Here is a 15,529-nt window from a genome sequence, read left to right as displayed (position 1 = left end):
TCCGGTTCAGAACACCTCCGCCACCCCTGGCCCGTACAGCGCCCGCACGTGGGTGGCGTCCACGGTGGCCAGCGCTCCGGCAGCGGCCCGCGGGCAAAGAGGATCCCTCCAGCCAGCACCAAGGGCCACCGACTTGCGTCGGGCGGCGGGACCATACCCAGGTCAGCGGTCATTTCCAGGGCGCCCCGAACCAGGGGGGCACCGGCATCGGTAGCCTCACCTGCGGTCAGGGCCCGCAACCAACGGTGCCCCGGCCGCCCCCATCCCCTCCCCCTATCGGAAAGGCATCGCTGATGGCCCTACTCCTGCTGTTCCTGACCGCGCTCAGCGCCTGGTGGGTCCTCGTGCTCATCAAACCGCAGGTCATGTGGTACCTGCGGGCCTGGGCCTACCGTGACCCGGAGGCCAACTACCCCAGCGACACCTGGTTCACCGTCCAGCGCCTCATGGCGGGCGTGATGCTGGTGGTCGTGCTGGTGGCCTGGGGATGGGCCTGGGACGGAGAAGGAGGAGGGTCTTCAGAGCAGGACTCCGCGGCACCGCCCGAGCTGACCGCCTCCCACGCCGTCTACGGGCGCATCAGCCACTACGCCGTACGGGCCAGGGGGTACACCTCCGAGCTGGAGGTGTACGTCATCGTCGCCGACTGCGCACGACTGGTCCCCGACGAGGAGGTGGCTCTGTCGGTGAGTGAGGACGAGGAGACCGTCACGGTGGCCTCGGACGCCGTCATCGAGACCGACCAGTGCGTTGGCGAGGCGGCCGGGGAGACGACCGACACCTTCAGTCAGCTCCTGGAGCTGGAGGATGTGCTGGGGGAGCGCAGGGTCGTGGACGTCAACGGCCGCGAGATCACCACGTGCTGCTGACCGCGGGGTCAACGGTTAGCGCACCGTGACCTCACGGCGCGCCAGGGTCCAGGGCTGGTGTCCGGCGCGGTGGCACACCAACTCGACCGGCACCGGATCAGCGGCCCGCTCCTGTTCCCACCCCAGGTGGTCGCCGGCCCAGTGCGGGGCCGGGGTGGACTCCATCGCCAGATACACGGGGGCGCCCGCCCGCACCCGACTCAGTCGGGCGGTGCGGTGGTCGATGACGTGCGCGGTGGAGGTGACGAACCGGTAGGGACCCCACACCTGGGCGTCCCGCTCCTGCTGGGTGGGCCCTCCCGCGATGACCGGGGGCCGGTCGGCGCGCGGATCGGCCAGGATCACCTCGATGCCGTCCAGCCCTTGGAGGCCCACCGGACCGGTCAGGGTCAGGGTGAGCACCGCGCGGCGCTCGCCCTGGGGGCGGCAGGTCAACTCGACGGTGGGGGTGAGTTCATCGCGGCGGCGCTCGGCGTCGGTGGCGGCCAGCGTGGCGGCGTTGTCGGCCGAACGGTGGGCCGCGCGCGCCGCGGACCACGCGGCGCCGGCGCTGACAAGGGCGACGGTCATGGCAGCCAGGGGAATGACCACGGTGGTGAAGGTATCCACGCCCCCACCGTAGAGGCGGCACACGCGCCATGGATCCCGGCGGAAGTCGCTGAGCCGGATCAAAAATCTAGCTGCATTGTGCACTCTCCCCATTTACTACGTCGATGTGCGGCCGGGGGGGAGGCGAGCCATCTCGGCTCGCCTCCCCAGGGTTCAGCGGCGTCGCCGCTGACGCCACCGCGCCACAGCTACGGCCCCTACAACCAGGGCAAGGGTCAGGGTCAGGGCCCCGATGCTCACGTACGCCTCCGGGGGGATCGTCGCCGTCACGTCGGCGACGAATTCGATCAGGGACTGGGTCAGTTCCCAGCGTTCGATCTGCTCGAAGTCAAGGTGCGGCTGGGGGAGGTCCCGCCGGTGTTCGTTGGCCAGCCTCACCCTGGCTCCCAGCGTCTTGAGCCTGGATAGTCGGGAGGGACTATCGTCTCCCTTCTGCGTGTACTTCTCTGACATGCGTTTATCCTTTCTATATTATAGATCGTTGAGTTGCTGAACTGCGGAAACATGAATGTTCCTTTCCTTCGATTCAGGCGTTCAGCCAGTGAGTAACAGCGGATCCAGACGGCCTCGATGTTGCGCATCGCCGACCCGCAAAGAATCCCCTCGAACTCTTGAGAGGATTACTTCCATTATACCAATAGAGAAAATGAAAGTAGCACCCCTCCAACCTTTCTGCGCCCCCGGAATAAATGACCCAGCAACGGCCTGATTCGAGGGAACGGGTAGATTTCGCGTGCGATTATCCGCGTGATGGTGCACAATCAAGCTAGATTGTTTGACCGGAAGGAGTGTGTGGGTGGACCAGCCTGCCGCTGGAGTCGTGCCGTTCCTGGTGACCGTGCCGCCGGGCACCCTGGAGGACCTGGACGAACGGGTCGACACTGAACGAAAGCGCCACATGGGCTGGTGGAACGGTGAACTGGCCCGGGCGCGCGCCGCGGGCACCTACCGGGCCCGGCGCGCCGCCCACGCCTGGGCACTGGCCGAGCGTGGGCGCAGGCGTGCCCAGGGGAGGATGCTCGACACCCGGGACGCCCTCCTGGCCTGGTACGTGCGGGAGCACCTGCGTGCGCGGGGGTGGGACCGGCCGTGGGATCCGGTGCCTGAGGGGGTGTCCTCGGTGCCGGGGCGCCCGCCGGGAACGCAGCTGCATCAGAACCCGGAGCGGTTGCCGGTGAAGTTGCCCGCGCCTCTGGCTGAGCGGGTGCGCGCGGCCGCGTACTGGTGCAGCAAGGACGCGGTGGAGCGGGGTGAGGCGCCGCCGGTGAGCGCGGCGGGCATCATCCGGTCCGCGGCGCTGGCCGCGGTGGAGCCCTGACCGGGCCGGCGCCACCAGTTCGGCTGTGGTGGGGTGTCAGCCGTCGCCGGTCTGGGACCTGCGGAGCGCGGCCAGGGCCTGGGTGAGGAGAGCTTCGGCCTCGTGCACCAACACCTGGAAGCCTGTCGCGGGGGCGTGACAGGCGTGGGCGCCGATGAGGGCCTGGGCGGTGATGAGGCGGAGGCATGGGCCAATTCGTGGGGCAGGGCAGCACCACCGAGCACGCGGACCTGTTGGACCAGCTCGCCGAGTGGGCGCAGAACCTGCCCGCTCTGGGGGTGGCCACCGTGCAGGTGGTCGAGAGCCGCGCGTCCACCCCCAACCCCGACCACCATCTGACCGTGGTGGTCACCGCCCCACCACAGGATCTGGAGCGGGTAGTGGACCACCTGGCCATCCATCGGCACGATGCCACCTCGAGCCGCGCGGGGTGAGAGTGGTGACCCACACCGGCCACCAGCTGTTGATCAACGCCTCCTGACGCAGTGTGGCCAGGGTCGGCCAACGCCCCCCAACCCAGGTGCGCTCCCCCCCCCAACGCGCCTCTACGGTGACACCCATGGACTCCACGACCCTGCCCACCGGTGTCGCACCTCAGCCCTGGTACGCCGACATCGCGGCCATGACCGCGGGCACACCCGATGCCGACACCGCGCGGGCACGCCGACAGGCCCTCCAACAGGCACGCCAGGTGCTCGACGCCCAGGGCCCCCACCAGGTGCCGACGATGGTGATCGCCGCGGCGCTGGGGTTCTGGCAGGCCCGCTTCAACGAGGCCGACACACGTCTGCTGCGCGCGGGCGAGGCCGCGGAGCAGAGCCGGTGGCAGATCGCCAGGGTGAGCGCGTTGACCGCGAGCAACGCGCTCCAGTACCTGGCGCGGGCCCGAGGAATGACGGTGAGGGAGTCCACGGCGCGGCGGGAGGCGCGAGGGCGACAGGTCACCGGCCGTGGTGTGCTGGCGGCGACCCTATGTGTCGTGGTGGTGTTGGTCGGGCTGGCGACCGGCCTCACGGGGGACACCACGGTGGGGTTCGTGGTCGGCTGGCTGGGCGCGGTCGGGCTGGCGGTGTGCGCGGGCCGCGCACTGTCCTACCCCTGAGCGCGCGTCACAAAGGGCCTCACAACACTCGCTCCCGCCCGCGTCGGCGGCGAACACCTACGTGCGGGCGCGCGTGCGTGACCGTTCTGGGACAGGCCGGGCCAGGACCTGGTGGTGGCGGGTCAGCGGGTCGCGTCGATCAGGTCGCGTGCGGCGCCCACGTGCCGGTAGTCGACCAGACGGTCACGGAACGCGGCGAGAGCGTCGCTGGGGCGGGCGGAGTCCACCGCAGCGCTGTGCTCCAGAGCGGCGCGGGCGATGTGGCACGCCTGTTCGACCTCACCCAGGTCCAGGTAGGCGTCGGCCTCCCGAGCGAAGAACAGGGCCACGTCGCGGGCGCTGAACGCAGCCGCGTCCCCCGCCTCGATGCTGGCGTAGTCGGCGTCGCGCGCGGCGGTGAAACAGTCGATGGCGCCAGCGGGGTCGGTCAGATCCCGCGCGCAGGACCCGGCAAGCATCTCCAGCTCACCGGCGGTGAACCAGTAGATCCACTCCGGGTCGTCCTCACGGGTGCCGTGAGTGAACTCGGTCCGGGCCTGGTCCAGGTGGCGCGCGCACGCGGCTTCGCCGCCGGAGACCTTGGAGTGGGCGCGGGCCAAGCGGGCGTGCAGCATCGCGCGTACCCGCGGTGTGGCGTGCTGGCGGGTGGTGTCCAGGGCGGTGTCCATCAGCGCGGCCGCATCGCGGGGGTCTCCGGCGTTGTAGGTCTGGATGGCCAGGAAGGACAGGGTGTGGGCTCCGGCGAGCGGGTCGCCGGCATCGGCGGAGGCGCGCAGTGAGGTGACGAAGAACTTCTGGGCGGCGGCGTGGAGTCCGGCGTCGAAGTGCTGCCAGGCGCAGATGCGGGCGGCTTCGCTGATCAGGGTGTAGAGGCGTTGGCCGGTGGTGGTGTCGTAGCGGGTGTGGTCCATCAGGTGGGTCAGGAGCCGGTACTCGGCGTGGGCGGCTTGGCGCAGGGCGGATCCGCCGAGGGTGTCGTCCAGGTGGCGCAGGTCGGTCAGGCGGCGGTCCAGCTGGGTGAGGACGTCCTGGCCCAGTTGACGGCGGCCACCGGAGGTGGGGGCGGCGGCGTGTTCCAGGGCGTGGTTCCAGGAGGTGGTCAGGCCCGTCAGGGCTGTTCCGGAGGCGATGAGGAATCCGCGTCGGTCCATGGACTCTCCCTGTTCCTGCGCGCAGGCAGCCAGTGCTTTGACGGTACCCCGCGGTGTCCAGGGTGATTCCAAGACGGTGCGGTCCGCGGTGTCGGCGACCACGGTCAGCAGCCAGTGGGGCCACCCTGCTCTGGCGACGGTGGCGGCGTCGACGCCGTGGAGGGCGGCCATGGCGGCTTGGGCGCTGGGTTCGGGGGTGGTGCCGGATTCCCAGCGGGTGACCTTCTCGCGGCGGGTGGCCATGTGCCCGTACCCCAGGTCGGCGTGGCGTTGGGCGAGTAGGCGCAGGTACTGGCTGGCGGAGACGCCCATCTGGGCGCGTATGGCGGCGAGGGGGTGCCGGTGCAGGTCCTGGTCGGGCATCAAGCTCCTCCCGAGGGGTCGGGAGTGCTCACGCTAGCCGCAGTGGCGGGGAGCTTCCAGGGGTAGGCAACACCAAGGCAACGCCGCGGGTCTGGCGCCGACGGCGGGGCGGTGGTGCCATGGGGTCTCGGCGCCACCACCGAGTGGTGGCCTCTGAACACTCTCCGCGCAGACCCGAAGGGTGATGCATGCTCGACGAGGACGTGGTTCCGCTCCCCGAAGGAACGTTCACCATCGGCAAGATCTTCGACTTCGAGGCCGGGCATCGCCTGGCGGGTCTTGCTCCCGGCCACAAGTGCGCACGCCAGCACGGGCACAGCTACCAGGTCGAGGTCATCCTCACCGCCCCGACCCTGGTCGGGCCGGGGTTCGTCACCGACTTCGGCGACCTGGCGCCGTTCAAGGCGTTCCTGGACACCGAACTGGACCACCACAACCTGCACGAGATCCTGTCCTTCGAGCCGACCTCGGAGCACCTGGCGCGGTTCCTGGCCGGGTGGTTCATCGGCCACGTCGAACCGCAGCTGCCCGGCCGTCTGGTCGCGGTCCGTGTGCGGGAGACCGCCCGTAGCTGGGCGCGCTTCGATGTGGAGCCCCGATGAGTCCGGCGGCCGCGGTCGAGCCTCGGCTGCTCATCGCCGAGTACTTCGGTGTCGCACAGCCCACGTTCCAGGGCGAGGGACCCAGTAGCGGCGTCCCGGCCCTGTTCATCCGCACCTCGCGGTGCAACCTCACCTGCACCTGGTGCGACACCCCCTACACCTGGGACTGGTCCCGATTCGATCCGCGCGCAGAAGCCTCGTGGCAGACCGTGGCCGAGCTGTTGGCGTGGGCGCGCGGGTCGGCCGTGGAACTGGTCGTCCTGACCGGTGGTGAGCCGCTGATCCAACAGCGGTCCCTGGTGGCGCTGGTGCGCGGGTTGTTGGAGGCGGGCAAACGGGTGGAGGTGGAGACCAACGGCACGCTGGCCCCCGACCCGGCCCTGCTGGTGGAGGGGGTGCGGTTCAACGTCAGCCCCAAGCTCGCCCACTCCGGTGTCCCCGAGATCAAGCGGATCGCGCCCGAGGCCCTGGAGGCGTTCGCGGCCGGCGGGCGAGCGGTGTTCAAGTTCGTCGCCCGCACCCCGGGGGACCTGGAGGAGATCGGCGCCCTGGTCGACCGGCATGGCCTGGATCCGGTCTGGGTGATGCCCGAGGGCACCACTCCGGAGGAGGTGGTGGCGACCACCCGTGTGCTCGCCGACCTCGTGGCGGCCCGCCGCTGGAACCTGGCCCAACGCCTGCACGTGATGGCGTTCGCCCACACGCGCGGACGCTGACCCCCTACCCCCTTTCTGCCCGCACCACCTGGAAGCGAGGCCGTATGACGCACACCCTGAGCCCCACCCACGAGACCAGCACACCACCACCGGTTGAGCCCGGCCCTGACGTGCGGCCGGTGGTCGACGTCGACCGCGTCACCGACCTGGTCGGCCAGCTCCTGGCCGCGCTCGGGGAGGACCCCGAGCGGGAGGGCCTGGCCGACACCCCGGGCCGGGTCGCGGCCTGGTACCACGACTTCCTGTCACCGGAGGCGACCACCACGGCGACGTGCTTCCCCGAGAACCACGTGAGCGGCCAGCTCGTCGTGGTCTCCGGCATGAGCGTGTGGTCGCTGTGCGAGCACCACCTGCTGCCCATGCACCTGGAGGTGACGGCCGGCTACCTGCCCGGCGACCGGGTGTTGGGCCTGTCCAAGTTCGGGCGGATCGCCCACCGGTGCGCGGGCCGTCTCCAGGTGCAGGAGCGGTTCACGCGCCAGGTCGCCGACCAGGTCACCGACGCCTTGGACAGCAAGGACGTGGCTGTGGCCGTGCGCGGCACGCACCTGTGCATGAGCATGCGGGGCGTGCGGATGGAGACGGCCCGCACCACCACGCTGGAGCGTTCCGGCCGCCTGGCGGACGACCCGGTACTCGCCCAGCACTTCCTCACCCTGGCCACCGGACCGTGGGGGGCCGTGTGAGGACCCACGACACCGAGAGCACGAGCAACGAGGACCGTCCGGTGGTCTCGTTGGCCTGGCCACGGATGGCCGAGCTGGTCGAGCGGATCGCCCAACGGGCTGGGCGCGACGGCGCCCCCCAGACTCTGGTGGCCGTGCTGCGCGGCGGCGCGATCCCGGCCGTGTGGCTCTCCCACCGCCTCCAGGTGCGCGACGTGCGCGCCCTCGAGGTCACCCACACCGCCCACGACGGTGTCCACGCCGCCAAAACCGCGGATCCGGTGGCGGTCAACCCGGCCTCGGTGGGTGACCTGGCCGGGCGGGACGTGCTGGTCGTGGACGACGTCGCCGGTACCGGGCACACCCTGGACGCCGCTGCGCGCCTGGTCGCCCAGGCGGGCGCCGTCCGGGTGCGGACCGCGGTGTGCGTGGTCAACGCCGACAACTGGACCGGCCTCCGGCCCGCGGAGGCGACGATCAGCTACGTCGGACAGACCACCCGCGGGTGGGTGGTCTTCCCCTGGGAGAACGCCGATGAGACCTGAACCCCTGAACCGGCGCCGCCGCACCCCGGCACCGACCGGACGGCCGTCTACCCGTCGGAGGATTCCATGACCACCCCCGCCACCCCCCGCACCGGCCCCACACCCTCGGGGCCGCTGTGGGTGAGCGTCGAGGGCATCAACGGCGTCGGTAAGACCACCGCCGCCCGCGCCGCGGCCGCCGCCCTGGGCGGCCGGTGCCTGCTGCTGGACGAACTCACTGATCAGACCGCGGACTCCCTGCCCGGACACGTGATCGGCGCGCTGGCCTCCGACGGCGACGCATGCCTGCGCACCGGCCACCCGGTCGCCGAGACCCTGGCGCTGCTCGCGCTCAAGGTCCGCGAGCGCGAACGCCTGGCCGCCCTGGACCCGGGCGGGGCCGAGGTGATCGTGGAGGACCGGGGCCTGGACTCGGTCGCCGTGTGCCAGGCCGCCATCCTGGCCGCCCACTACAGCCAGACGGACCCCGCACGGTTGGCCCGGTACGTGCTGTCCTCGGCGCGCGCCTGGTGCCACCTGCCCGACGCCACCCTGCTGCTCACCGGTGACCGCGCGGTGTGCACCGACCGGTTCGCCGCGCGGATCGGCCGCACGCTCACCCCCGACGAGTTGGGGGTGATCCACCAGGCCGGGGACCTCTACCACGTGCTGGCCGACGTGGACCCCGACCGGTACACCATCCTGGACACCACCGGATGGTCACCGGCCCAGACCGCCGTCGCCGTCGAACAGAGCGTGCGGTCCCTGCTCGCCGAGCGGGAGGTGGCCCGTGTCGCGTGAGGTCACCCTGCTGTGGGGGCTGCGCTCCCCGTGCGCGTTCGCCTGCCCGCACTGCTACTTCGGCACCATCGAAGAACACAAGGTCAACCCTCCGGACCAGCTGGGGGTGTTGTCGCACCTGTCGCGCACCGACCTGCCCGCCCAGGAGCTGATGGCCTTCGCCCGCACCCTGCCCGGCTCACCGGTCGAACGGGTGGTCATCGCCGGCGGCGAGCCGTTGGACTGGCCCGGCGCCTTGGAGGTGATCGCCCTGATCAAGCAGGCGGGCTGCCAGGTCGTCATCGCCACCAACGGCATCCCGCTCACCCGCCCCCACGTGGTTCAGCGCCTCATCGACCTGGGCGTGGACGGGGTGTCGGTGTCCCTGGACAGCGCCAATGCCCAGACCAACGACCGGCTGCGGCCCTCACGGTCGGGGCGGTTCGGCTACGACCAGGTCCTGGACGGCATCCGCGCCCTGCTGGACGCCCGGGGCACCCAGCCCTGGCCGCGGGTGGGCATCTACACCGTCATCATGCGCCCCCGCCCTCAGGAGATCACCGACATGGCCGCCCTGGCTGCCGAGGTGGGTGTGGACTACTACGTCCCCCAACCGATCTCCCTGGCCAGCGACCACGCCCTGTTCGAGGAGCTGGCCCACCGGTCCCAAGACGCGGCGGCCGTGGCCGAGCAACTGAATCGCCTCTATGCCGACCCGGCTGGTCTGGCGCTGCCAGACCCGTCCTACGCGCGGCGGTTCGTGGAGGCGATCTCCACCCACGACAGCGGCCACGTGCCCGACTGCTTCGGCGGGGCCCGCCTGGGCTTCATCCAGCCCGACGGCACGCTGTGGGACTGCCCCTCCGACCGGCGTATCGCCGCCACCCCACCCGAGCGGCGGCGCACCATCCGCGGCGCCGATGCGCGCACCCTGTTCGCCGACCGGCCCGCATGCACCGACTGCTCCCTGTTCAGCCGGGACTGCGTGAACATGTGGCCCCTGATGGACCTGCCGAGGATGCTGGACGAAGAGGACGTCGGATGAGCCTCCCGCACATGCCCGACCCCGCCCAGGCCATCACCGGCCGGCTCGGCCGGGTGGTGGGGCAGATGCCCGACCCGACCGGCGGCGGGGCTGTGGCGGAGTTGGAGCACGCACTGGCCGACGTGTTGGGGGTGGCCCAGGTGGTGGCGGTCTCCTCCGGCACCGCGGCCCTGCACGCCGCCCTGTCGGCGTGCGGCATCGGGCCGGGGGATGAGGTGCTAGTGCCCGCGCTGAGCGTCGTCATGACCGTGGCCCCCTTGGCGGCGCTGGGGGCGCGGCCGGTGTTCATCGACTCCGCCCCGGCCACCCTGGATCTGGACTACGACGACGCGGCCCGCAAGATCACCGCACGCACCCGAGCGATCATGCCGGTGCACCTGTGGGGGCGGATGGGCAATCCGGCCGCCCTGCTCAGGTTCGCCTCCGAGCACGGGCTCGCCGTCGTGGAGGACGCCGCCCAAGCCATCGGTACCGTCCGCGACGGCCGGCGGGCGGGCACGGTCGGCACCGTCGGCTGCACCAGCATGAAGGACGGCAAGATCCTGTGGAGCGGCGAGGGCGGATTCCTGGCCACCGACCGCGCCGAGATCGCCGAGCACGCCCGCGCGTTCCGCAGCCACTGGCAACCGCCCCCGCCCGGCCAGGTGCCGCAGAGCCGGTTGGCCACCAACACCCGCCTGGCCGCCCCCTTGGCCGCGATCGCCTCGGCCAACCTCGACCGCCTGGAGGAGCTGGTGGAGCTGCGCCGCGCCCAGACCGGGCACCTGCTGGGCGCCCTGGAAGACGTACCCGGCCTGCGCCCGGTGGCCCCGGCGCCGGGTGAGCAGTGGAACGGCTACACCCCGCTGCTGCACTTGGACCTGCCCCACCCCCGGGGGTTCGCCGCCCGCCTCGCCCAGAAGGGGGTGCCCAACTCCACCGGCACCTTCCACCTCGTGCCCTGCGATACCCGGCCCATGTTCGCCGCCCCGGGCCGGGCGCCGTGCGCGGGTGCCGCCCACATCCTCGACCACACCCTCGCCGTGATCCTCACCGAACACGACACCGCACCGGTTCTGGACCGCTACGCCGCCGTCATCGCCCGCGAGGCCACCACATGGGCCACACACGCCCCACGTCGTCCCACCGTCGTTGACCCAGGGAACGGACCCCGATGACCACGACTGTGCACGCCACCTGTACCCGCGGCCCGCTGATCTCCATCGAGGGCATCACCGGCGTGGGCAAGGACTACCTGACCGACCACGCCCTGGCCCCCCTCCCCGACCCGGAGCGGCCGGTGCAGGTCGCGGAGTTCTCCGCCCGCACACGCGGCGCCCTCGGCGGCCACCTCCTGCACGCGCTACGCGAAGCCAGTGCTCCGGACCCGTTCCTGCGCACCGGTACCCCCTTGGCCGAGGCTCTGCTGTTGTTGGCCATCAAACGCCACGACCTGGACACCGTCCTTCCCGCTCTATCTCAGGGGCGTGCTGTCCTGGAAGGGCGCAGTGTCGACTCCACGGCCGTGTGCCAGGCCCTGCTCCTGCACCTCCACGATGCGGACGCTGCGTTGGACACGGCCAGGGCCCTGCTCGACCTGGGCGGCTCCTACCGGCCCCTGCCCGATGTGACGATCCTGGTCACCGACGACCCCGAGCGGGCCATCGACCGCGCTCAACAACGCGACGCACGCGTCTTCACCCCCGAACAGGCGGAGTTCCTGCGTGCGGCGGGTGCGCTCTTCGACCGCCTGGCCACCACCGATCCGGTCCGCTACCGGGTCCTGGACCGGCGCCGCGTCGACACCGGCGCGGCGGCCGAGCTTGTCCGCTCCTGGATTCGCGACGCCGGAACCGGCCTGGGGTGTGTGCGCGAACCCTTCCAGGGGCCGCAAGCACCGTGCCTGTGCTGCGGCCGACACGGCGAGGCCGCGGCATGACCGCGCCGGACCGTCCCGGGACCTGTTCGGGTCCGGCCTCAACCGACAGGTGCGCCCCCCAGGTCCCCGACGGCATCAGCGCCCTGGTCCTGGACTTCGACGGCACCCTCGCCGACACCACCCCCGGACACGAGCACGCGCTGCGGGCGGCCCTGCGCCCGCACGGCGTGGACCTGGACGCGGGGTGGTACCGCCGCCACGTCGGCCTTCCCATCCACGACCTGCTGGCCGCCCTCCCGAACGGGGAGCGGCTGCCCCACCAGGAGATCATCCAGGCCAGCCGCACCCACCTGCTGGCCCGCGTGCACACCCTGACCCCCATCGCGTGCGTCCTGGCGCTCCTGCACGCCGCGCGCCGCGCCCACCTGCCCTGCGCCGTCGCCTCCACTGCCAGCCGCGTCCTGGTCCGGCCCGGCATCGACGCCCTGGGGGTGATGCACGCGTTCGCGGCCGTCGTTGCGCGCGAGGACGCCCCGCGCGGCAAACCGGCCCCTGACCTGTATCTGGAGGCAGCCCGGCGGCTCGGCGTCCCTGCGGGCGCGTGTCTGGCCGTCGATGACGCCCCCGAGGGCATCGCTTCGGCCCGCGCCGCCGGTATGCGGGTGCTCACCGTCGTGGACGGCCACCTGGCCCCCACCGGCGACCCTGCTCCGGGCACCGGTCACCAGACCGCGGCCGCACCCGCGACGACCGACCGAGCGCACCCGATGACGGCCCTCGACCGCTACCTCCCAGGAGCGTGACATGCCTGTCCTGCACTCCACCAAGAACCTGCGCGTCATCGAACCGCCCACGCCCACCCGCACCGGCATCGGCGTCTTCACCTACACCGACCACTACACCGTGTTCCACTACGGGCGGATGCCCGATCAGATCCCCGGCAAGGGCGAGGCGTGTGCCCGCATGGCCGCCTGCAACTTCGCCCTGCTGGAGAAGGCTGGGGTCCCCACGCACTTTCGCCGGTTCCTTCCCCCGAACCGGATCGAGTTCGACCTCGCCCGCGTCCCCCACCCCGACACCCACCTCCGCGGCACCAGCCGCCTCATCCCGGTGCAGGTGCTGTTTCGCAACCAACTCCCCCAGGGCAGTTCCGTGCATCGCCGCCTGGCCTCCGGTGCGCTGACCCCGGCCGACGTCGGCCTGGACGCCGTCCCCACGATCGGTGAGAAACTCCCGCACCCGATCATCGAATATGCGACGATGCTCGACGACGCCAACCGGTTCCTCACCAGGCGCCAGGCCCAGCACCTGGCCGGGTTGGACGATGACCAGTTCCACACGATGGTCCAGAGCGCCCTCAAGGTCAACGAGGTGCTGACCGCGCACGCGCGCGAGCGCGGCCTGGACCACTGCGACGGCAAGGCCGAGTTCCTCCTCTCCAGCGATGGAAGCCTGGTGGTCGCCGACAGCCCCGGCACCCCGGACGAGAGCCGCCTGCTGCTGGACGGCGTGCACTGCGGCAAACAGGTCCTGCGGAACTGGTACGTCAACAACGGGCTGGAGGTGCCCACCGGCAGGCTGATCGCCGACGGTGTGCCCCGCAGCCAGTGGCCACAACCGGCGCCGCTGCCGCCCGAGTTCTCACCGGTGATGTCGGACCTGTACCGGTCGCTGAGCCAAACCTGGACGGGCGAACACCTGGCAGGCGCCCCGGACCTGACCTCGGCCACACAGGCCGTGGCCCGGGTCATCGGACGGTAACTCACCACCACGACCGGATCGACGCTTTCGGTGCGAGGGTGTTGTCCGGCCACACCCGGGAACCGACGACAGAATGGTGCACGCATGGGTCTGACCAGTGACCCCGCCTTCCAGGCGACGACGTTCGTGGTCATCGACTTCGAGGCCACGACCCCCGCCGGCCATCCGGCCCAGCCGATCGAGGTCGCCGCCCTGGCGCTGCGCCACACCCATGGCGGGTGGGAAGAGGCCGGTCGGAGCACCTCCCTGATCCGGCCGCCGGACTTCGCGCCGGTCACGGCCGCCAACACCGCACAGAGCGGACTGAGGCCGGAGCACTTCGCGGCGGCACCCACTCCCGCCGAGGTGTTGGGGGCGCTGGACCGGCGGTTCGCCGCAGGTAACCGGTACCTGCTGGTGGCCCAACACGCCGCCACCGAGGCCAACCTCATCCACCACCAGCGCGAGCACTGCCCGAGGCTGGCCCGCATCGACCTGGTCGACACCATCCCGCTCGCCAAGCACCTCCTCCCGGGCCTGGCGAACTACAAGCTCGACACGCTGCTGGCGCACTACGCCATCCCGCTCCCGGCGGACCGCCACCGCGCCTACGCCGACGTCGACGTCACCGCGCAGGTGTTCACGCGGCTCATCGACGCCGCCGACCGTACGGGCGATCTCCACGACCTCGAGGCGTTGGTGAAGGTCGCCGGGCGCACGGCCAAAGCCAACCTGCCCACCCAAGCCGAACTGTTCGACCTTTGACCGCCCACCGTGCCGCCCGAGCCGCGACACCCGCCCGAGGGGAAACCGCCCATGCCGACGACCGACACACCACCCGTCACGGTTCCGTTCTGGTTCGACCCGCTGTGCCCCTGGGCGTGGATCACCTCACGCTGGCTCCTGGAGGTGGAACGGGTCCGGCCGGTACGCGCCGACTGGCGGATCATGTCGCTGTCCTACCTCAACCTCGACCAGCGCCACGGCGCAGGGCTCAACGACGACTACCGGGCACTGATGAAGCGGGCGTGGGGGCCGGTGCGAGTGTGCGCGGCCGCCGCCGAGCACCACGGCAGCGGCGTCCTCGGACCCTTGTACACCGCCATCGGCACCCGGCTGCACCATCAGCGCCGCCGCGATGACCCCACCGTCATCACCGACGCCCTCGCCGAGGTCAACCTGCCCCAGACGCTGGCCGAGGCCGCCACGAGCACGGAGTTCGACCAACGGATCAAGACCTCGCACCACGAGGCGTTCGACGATGTCGGCCTCGACGTCGGAACACCGGTACTGCGCGTGGCGGGCACCACCCTGTTCGGCCCCGTGGTCACCCCGACCCCGCGCGGTGAGGCCGCCGGACGGCTGTGGGACGGCCTGGTCCTCATCGCAGGGACGGACGGGTTCTTTGAGCTCAAGCGGACCCGGGACCGCAAACCCAGCTTCGAGTGAAGCGGGCCGGTCCGCGGCGCCGCGCGCGTGTCCCGATCGCCGCGCGGCGCCCACCAGGGGGCGGTCAGCCGATGCTGGCCGATCCCCTGACCGCGCGGGTGATGCGGTGCCCCACCACTCGCTCGGCCTCAGCGAGCGGGTACCAGGCGGCGCCCGTCACCTCCGACTCCTGGATACGGCCCACCTCCACATGCGCCGAGGCGACGAAGGAGTACCCGATGTCCAGGTGAAAGTGCGCCGGTTCGTCCTTGGCCGGGCGCGCGGGCACGGCACCGTACTCGACGTAGACCGGGGTGTGCGACGCCAGCGATATCTGGTCGGGGTCCACGTCGGCCTCCTCGACCAGCTCGCGCACCGCCGCGCCGACCAACGTCACGTCGTCCGGCTCCACGTGCCCGCCGGGCTGCAACAGGATGTCGCCGTAGGCGCGGTGGTTGATCAACAAGATCTCCGCGTCGCGGACCAGCAGCGCACCGACGGTCACGTGCATCGGGAAGGTACGACGCAAGGCGAAACCCGACCCCGCGGACAGCTGCCGCACCGGCTCGGCCAGCAACTCCGCGTCCTGCGGGTAGCGCTCGAGGTAGTCGTCCACCGCGGCCCGGATCTGGGCGTCACTGATCGCCACGGCACACCCCCGCCCCACCCGGAGAGACCGACTCTCCCTGACTCGATCGGAAGACAACGATGCGAAGCGACACGACCAACTCCATAGCGCACGGCAGCGAAGGGGTTCGT

The 15,529-nt window shown here is 71.4% G+C and carries 20 protein-coding genes; 16 read left to right on the top strand and 4 right to left on the bottom strand.

The features are described from left to right. Positions 1-293 precede the first annotated feature (293 nt). The gene (locus ACTVAJ_RS29760) at positions 294-869 is read left to right on the top strand and encodes a DUF6199 family natural product biosynthesis protein (RefSeq protein WP_470391630.1); all 576 of its coding nucleotides are present in this window, start codon (positions 294-296) and stop codon (positions 867-869) included. Positions 870-884: 15 nt separating this feature from the next. Here the strand turns inward: ACTVAJ_RS29760 and ACTVAJ_RS29755 are convergent, their stop codons facing one another. After that, positions 885-1,478, bottom strand: a complete 594-nt coding sequence (locus tag ACTVAJ_RS29755; protein WP_470391629.1) for a hypothetical protein — start codon at positions 1,476-1,478, stop codon at positions 885-887. 153 nt (positions 1,479-1,631) lie between these two features. Further along, positions 1,632-1,931 carry a hypothetical protein gene (locus ACTVAJ_RS29750; RefSeq protein ID WP_470391628.1) on the bottom strand — a complete coding sequence of 100 codons (300 nt, stop codon included), beginning with the start codon at positions 1,929-1,931 and terminating at the stop codon, positions 1,632-1,634. Between the two features lie 343 nt (positions 1,932-2,274). On the opposite strand from ACTVAJ_RS29750, the gene ACTVAJ_RS29745 reads away from it, so the two are divergent. The 3 genes from ACTVAJ_RS29745 (at position 2,275) to ACTVAJ_RS29735 (ending at position 3,898) form a co-directional block, all read left to right on the top strand. Then, entirely contained in the window at positions 2,275-2,796 is a 522-nt protein-coding gene (locus tag ACTVAJ_RS29745) for a hypothetical protein (protein WP_470391627.1), read from the top strand. A 185-nt stretch (positions 2,797-2,981) separates the two neighbouring features. Continuing rightward, positions 2,982-3,230, top strand: coding sequence for a hypothetical protein (locus ACTVAJ_RS29740; RefSeq protein WP_470391626.1), 249 nt, complete (start codon positions 2,982-2,984; stop codon positions 3,228-3,230). Positions 3,231-3,355: 125 nt separating this feature from the next. Further along, the gene (locus tag ACTVAJ_RS29735; protein ID WP_470391625.1) at positions 3,356-3,898 is read left to right on the top strand and encodes a hypothetical protein; all 543 of its coding nucleotides are present in this window, start codon (positions 3,356-3,358) and stop codon (positions 3,896-3,898) included. Positions 3,899-4,020: 122 nt separating this feature from the next. On the opposite strand, the gene ACTVAJ_RS29730 is transcribed toward ACTVAJ_RS29735, so the two are convergent. After that, the gene (locus ACTVAJ_RS29730) at positions 4,021-5,412 is read right to left on the bottom strand and encodes a hypothetical protein (protein WP_470391624.1); all 1,392 of its coding nucleotides are present in this window, start codon (positions 5,410-5,412) and stop codon (positions 4,021-4,023) included. A gap of 188 nt (positions 5,413-5,600) precedes the next feature. Between ACTVAJ_RS29730 and ACTVAJ_RS29725 the strand changes: the two genes are divergently transcribed. The 12 genes from ACTVAJ_RS29725 (at position 5,601) to ACTVAJ_RS29670 (ending at position 14,791) form a co-directional block, all read left to right on the top strand. Continuing rightward, complete coding sequence (locus ACTVAJ_RS29725) at positions 5,601-6,014, top strand: 6-pyruvoyl trahydropterin synthase family protein (protein ID WP_470391623.1); 414 nt, start codon at positions 5,601-5,603, stop codon at positions 6,012-6,014. Beyond that, positions 6,011-6,730, top strand: a complete 720-nt coding sequence (locus tag ACTVAJ_RS29720) for a 7-carboxy-7-deazaguanine synthase QueE (protein WP_470391622.1) — start codon at positions 6,011-6,013, stop codon at positions 6,728-6,730. Before ACTVAJ_RS29725 ends, ACTVAJ_RS29720 begins: the two co-directional genes overlap by 4 nt. A 44-nt stretch (positions 6,731-6,774) precedes the next feature. Further along, positions 6,775-7,416: a GTP cyclohydrolase I gene (gene folE / locus ACTVAJ_RS29715; RefSeq protein ID WP_470391621.1), complete on the top strand. Its 642-nt coding sequence runs from the start codon at positions 6,775-6,777 to the stop codon at positions 7,414-7,416. After that, positions 7,413-7,940 carry a phosphoribosyltransferase gene (locus ACTVAJ_RS29710; protein WP_470391620.1) on the top strand — a complete coding sequence of 176 codons (528 nt, stop codon included), beginning with the start codon at positions 7,413-7,415 and terminating at the stop codon, positions 7,938-7,940. The genes folE and ACTVAJ_RS29710 overlap by 4 nt, the downstream gene beginning before the upstream one ends. A 66-nt stretch (positions 7,941-8,006) precedes the next feature. Then, positions 8,007-8,720, top strand: a complete 714-nt coding sequence (locus ACTVAJ_RS29705) for a thymidylate kinase (protein WP_470391619.1) — start codon at positions 8,007-8,009, stop codon at positions 8,718-8,720. After that, on the top strand, positions 8,710-9,744 hold the full coding sequence (locus ACTVAJ_RS29700) for a radical SAM protein (RefSeq protein WP_470391618.1): 1,035 nt from the start codon (positions 8,710-8,712) through the stop codon (positions 9,742-9,744). The genes ACTVAJ_RS29705 and ACTVAJ_RS29700 overlap by 11 nt, the downstream gene beginning before the upstream one ends. Then, positions 9,741-10,901 (top strand): DegT/DnrJ/EryC1/StrS family aminotransferase, encoded by a 1,161-nt coding sequence (locus ACTVAJ_RS29695; RefSeq protein WP_470391617.1) that lies wholly within the window; start codon positions 9,741-9,743, stop codon positions 10,899-10,901. Before ACTVAJ_RS29700 ends, ACTVAJ_RS29695 begins: the two co-directional genes overlap by 4 nt. After that, a complete protein-coding gene (locus tag ACTVAJ_RS29690) occupies positions 10,898-11,662 on the top strand; it encodes a nucleoside/nucleotide kinase family protein (RefSeq protein WP_470391616.1) in 765 nt (254 codons plus the stop codon). Before ACTVAJ_RS29695 ends, ACTVAJ_RS29690 begins: the two co-directional genes overlap by 4 nt. Then, entirely contained in the window at positions 11,659-12,405 is a 747-nt protein-coding gene (locus ACTVAJ_RS29685) for an HAD family hydrolase (RefSeq protein WP_470391615.1), read from the top strand. Before ACTVAJ_RS29690 ends, ACTVAJ_RS29685 begins: the two co-directional genes overlap by 4 nt. A gap of 1 nt (position 12,406) precedes the next feature. Continuing rightward, positions 12,407-13,363 (top strand): phosphoribosylaminoimidazolesuccinocarboxamide synthase, encoded by a 957-nt coding sequence (locus ACTVAJ_RS29680; RefSeq protein ID WP_470391614.1) that lies wholly within the window; start codon positions 12,407-12,409, stop codon positions 13,361-13,363. Between the two features lie 84 nt (positions 13,364-13,447). Continuing rightward, a complete protein-coding gene (locus ACTVAJ_RS29675) occupies positions 13,448-14,107 on the top strand; it encodes a 3'-5' exonuclease (protein WP_470391613.1) in 660 nt (219 codons plus the stop codon). 51 nt (positions 14,108-14,158) lie between these two features. Continuing rightward, a complete protein-coding gene (locus ACTVAJ_RS29670) occupies positions 14,159-14,791 on the top strand; it encodes a mycothiol-dependent nitroreductase Rv2466c family protein (protein ID WP_470391612.1) in 633 nt (210 codons plus the stop codon). A gap of 64 nt (positions 14,792-14,855) precedes the next feature. Here ACTVAJ_RS29670 and ACTVAJ_RS29665 read toward each other — a convergent pair whose 3' ends face one another. Next, complete coding sequence (locus tag ACTVAJ_RS29665) at positions 14,856-15,419, bottom strand: NUDIX hydrolase (protein ID WP_470391611.1); 564 nt, start codon at positions 15,417-15,419, stop codon at positions 14,856-14,858. Between the last annotated feature and the right edge of the window lie 110 nt (positions 15,420-15,529).

It is taken from the genome of Nocardiopsis sp. KDC1DS13DA1, assembly GCF_055632325.1.
The sequence above is the reverse complement of the archived record's forward strand: the minus strand, read 5'-3'. Positions and strand labels throughout refer to the sequence as shown.

Excerpts from the sequence above, each read along its gene's own strand:
- ACTVAJ_RS29760 (WP_470391630.1), top strand. The coding sequence starts at position 294 with ATGGCCCTACTCCTGCTGTTCCTGACCGCGCTCAGCGCCTGGTGGGTC.
- ACTVAJ_RS29750 (WP_470391628.1), bottom strand. The coding sequence starts at position 1,931 with ATGTCAGAGAAGTACACGCAGAAGGGAGACGATAGTCCCTCCCGACTA.
- ACTVAJ_RS29740 (WP_470391626.1), top strand. The coding sequence starts at position 2,982 with ATGGGCCAATTCGTGGGGCAGGGCAGCACCACCGAGCACGCGGACCTG.
- ACTVAJ_RS29735 (WP_470391625.1), top strand. The coding sequence starts at position 3,356 with ATGGACTCCACGACCCTGCCCACCGGTGTCGCACCTCAGCCCTGGTAC.
- ACTVAJ_RS29730 (WP_470391624.1), bottom strand. The coding sequence starts at position 5,412 with ATGCCCGACCAGGACCTGCACCGGCACCCCCTCGCCGCCATACGCGCC.
- ACTVAJ_RS29725 (WP_470391623.1), top strand. The coding sequence starts at position 5,601 with ATGCTCGACGAGGACGTGGTTCCGCTCCCCGAAGGAACGTTCACCATC.
- ACTVAJ_RS29720 (WP_470391622.1), top strand. The coding sequence starts at position 6,011 with ATGAGTCCGGCGGCCGCGGTCGAGCCTCGGCTGCTCATCGCCGAGTAC.
- folE (WP_470391621.1), top strand. The coding sequence starts at position 6,775 with ATGACGCACACCCTGAGCCCCACCCACGAGACCAGCACACCACCACCG.
- ACTVAJ_RS29705 (WP_470391619.1), top strand. The coding sequence starts at position 8,007 with ATGACCACCCCCGCCACCCCCCGCACCGGCCCCACACCCTCGGGGCCG.
- ACTVAJ_RS29695 (WP_470391617.1), top strand. The coding sequence starts at position 9,741 with ATGAGCCTCCCGCACATGCCCGACCCCGCCCAGGCCATCACCGGCCGG.
- ACTVAJ_RS29690 (WP_470391616.1), top strand. The coding sequence starts at position 10,898 with ATGACCACGACTGTGCACGCCACCTGTACCCGCGGCCCGCTGATCTCC.
- ACTVAJ_RS29685 (WP_470391615.1), top strand. The coding sequence starts at position 11,659 with ATGACCGCGCCGGACCGTCCCGGGACCTGTTCGGGTCCGGCCTCAACC.
- ACTVAJ_RS29680 (WP_470391614.1), top strand. The coding sequence starts at position 12,407 with ATGCCTGTCCTGCACTCCACCAAGAACCTGCGCGTCATCGAACCGCCC.
- ACTVAJ_RS29675 (WP_470391613.1), top strand. The coding sequence starts at position 13,448 with ATGGGTCTGACCAGTGACCCCGCCTTCCAGGCGACGACGTTCGTGGTC.
- ACTVAJ_RS29670 (WP_470391612.1), top strand. The coding sequence starts at position 14,159 with ATGCCGACGACCGACACACCACCCGTCACGGTTCCGTTCTGGTTCGAC.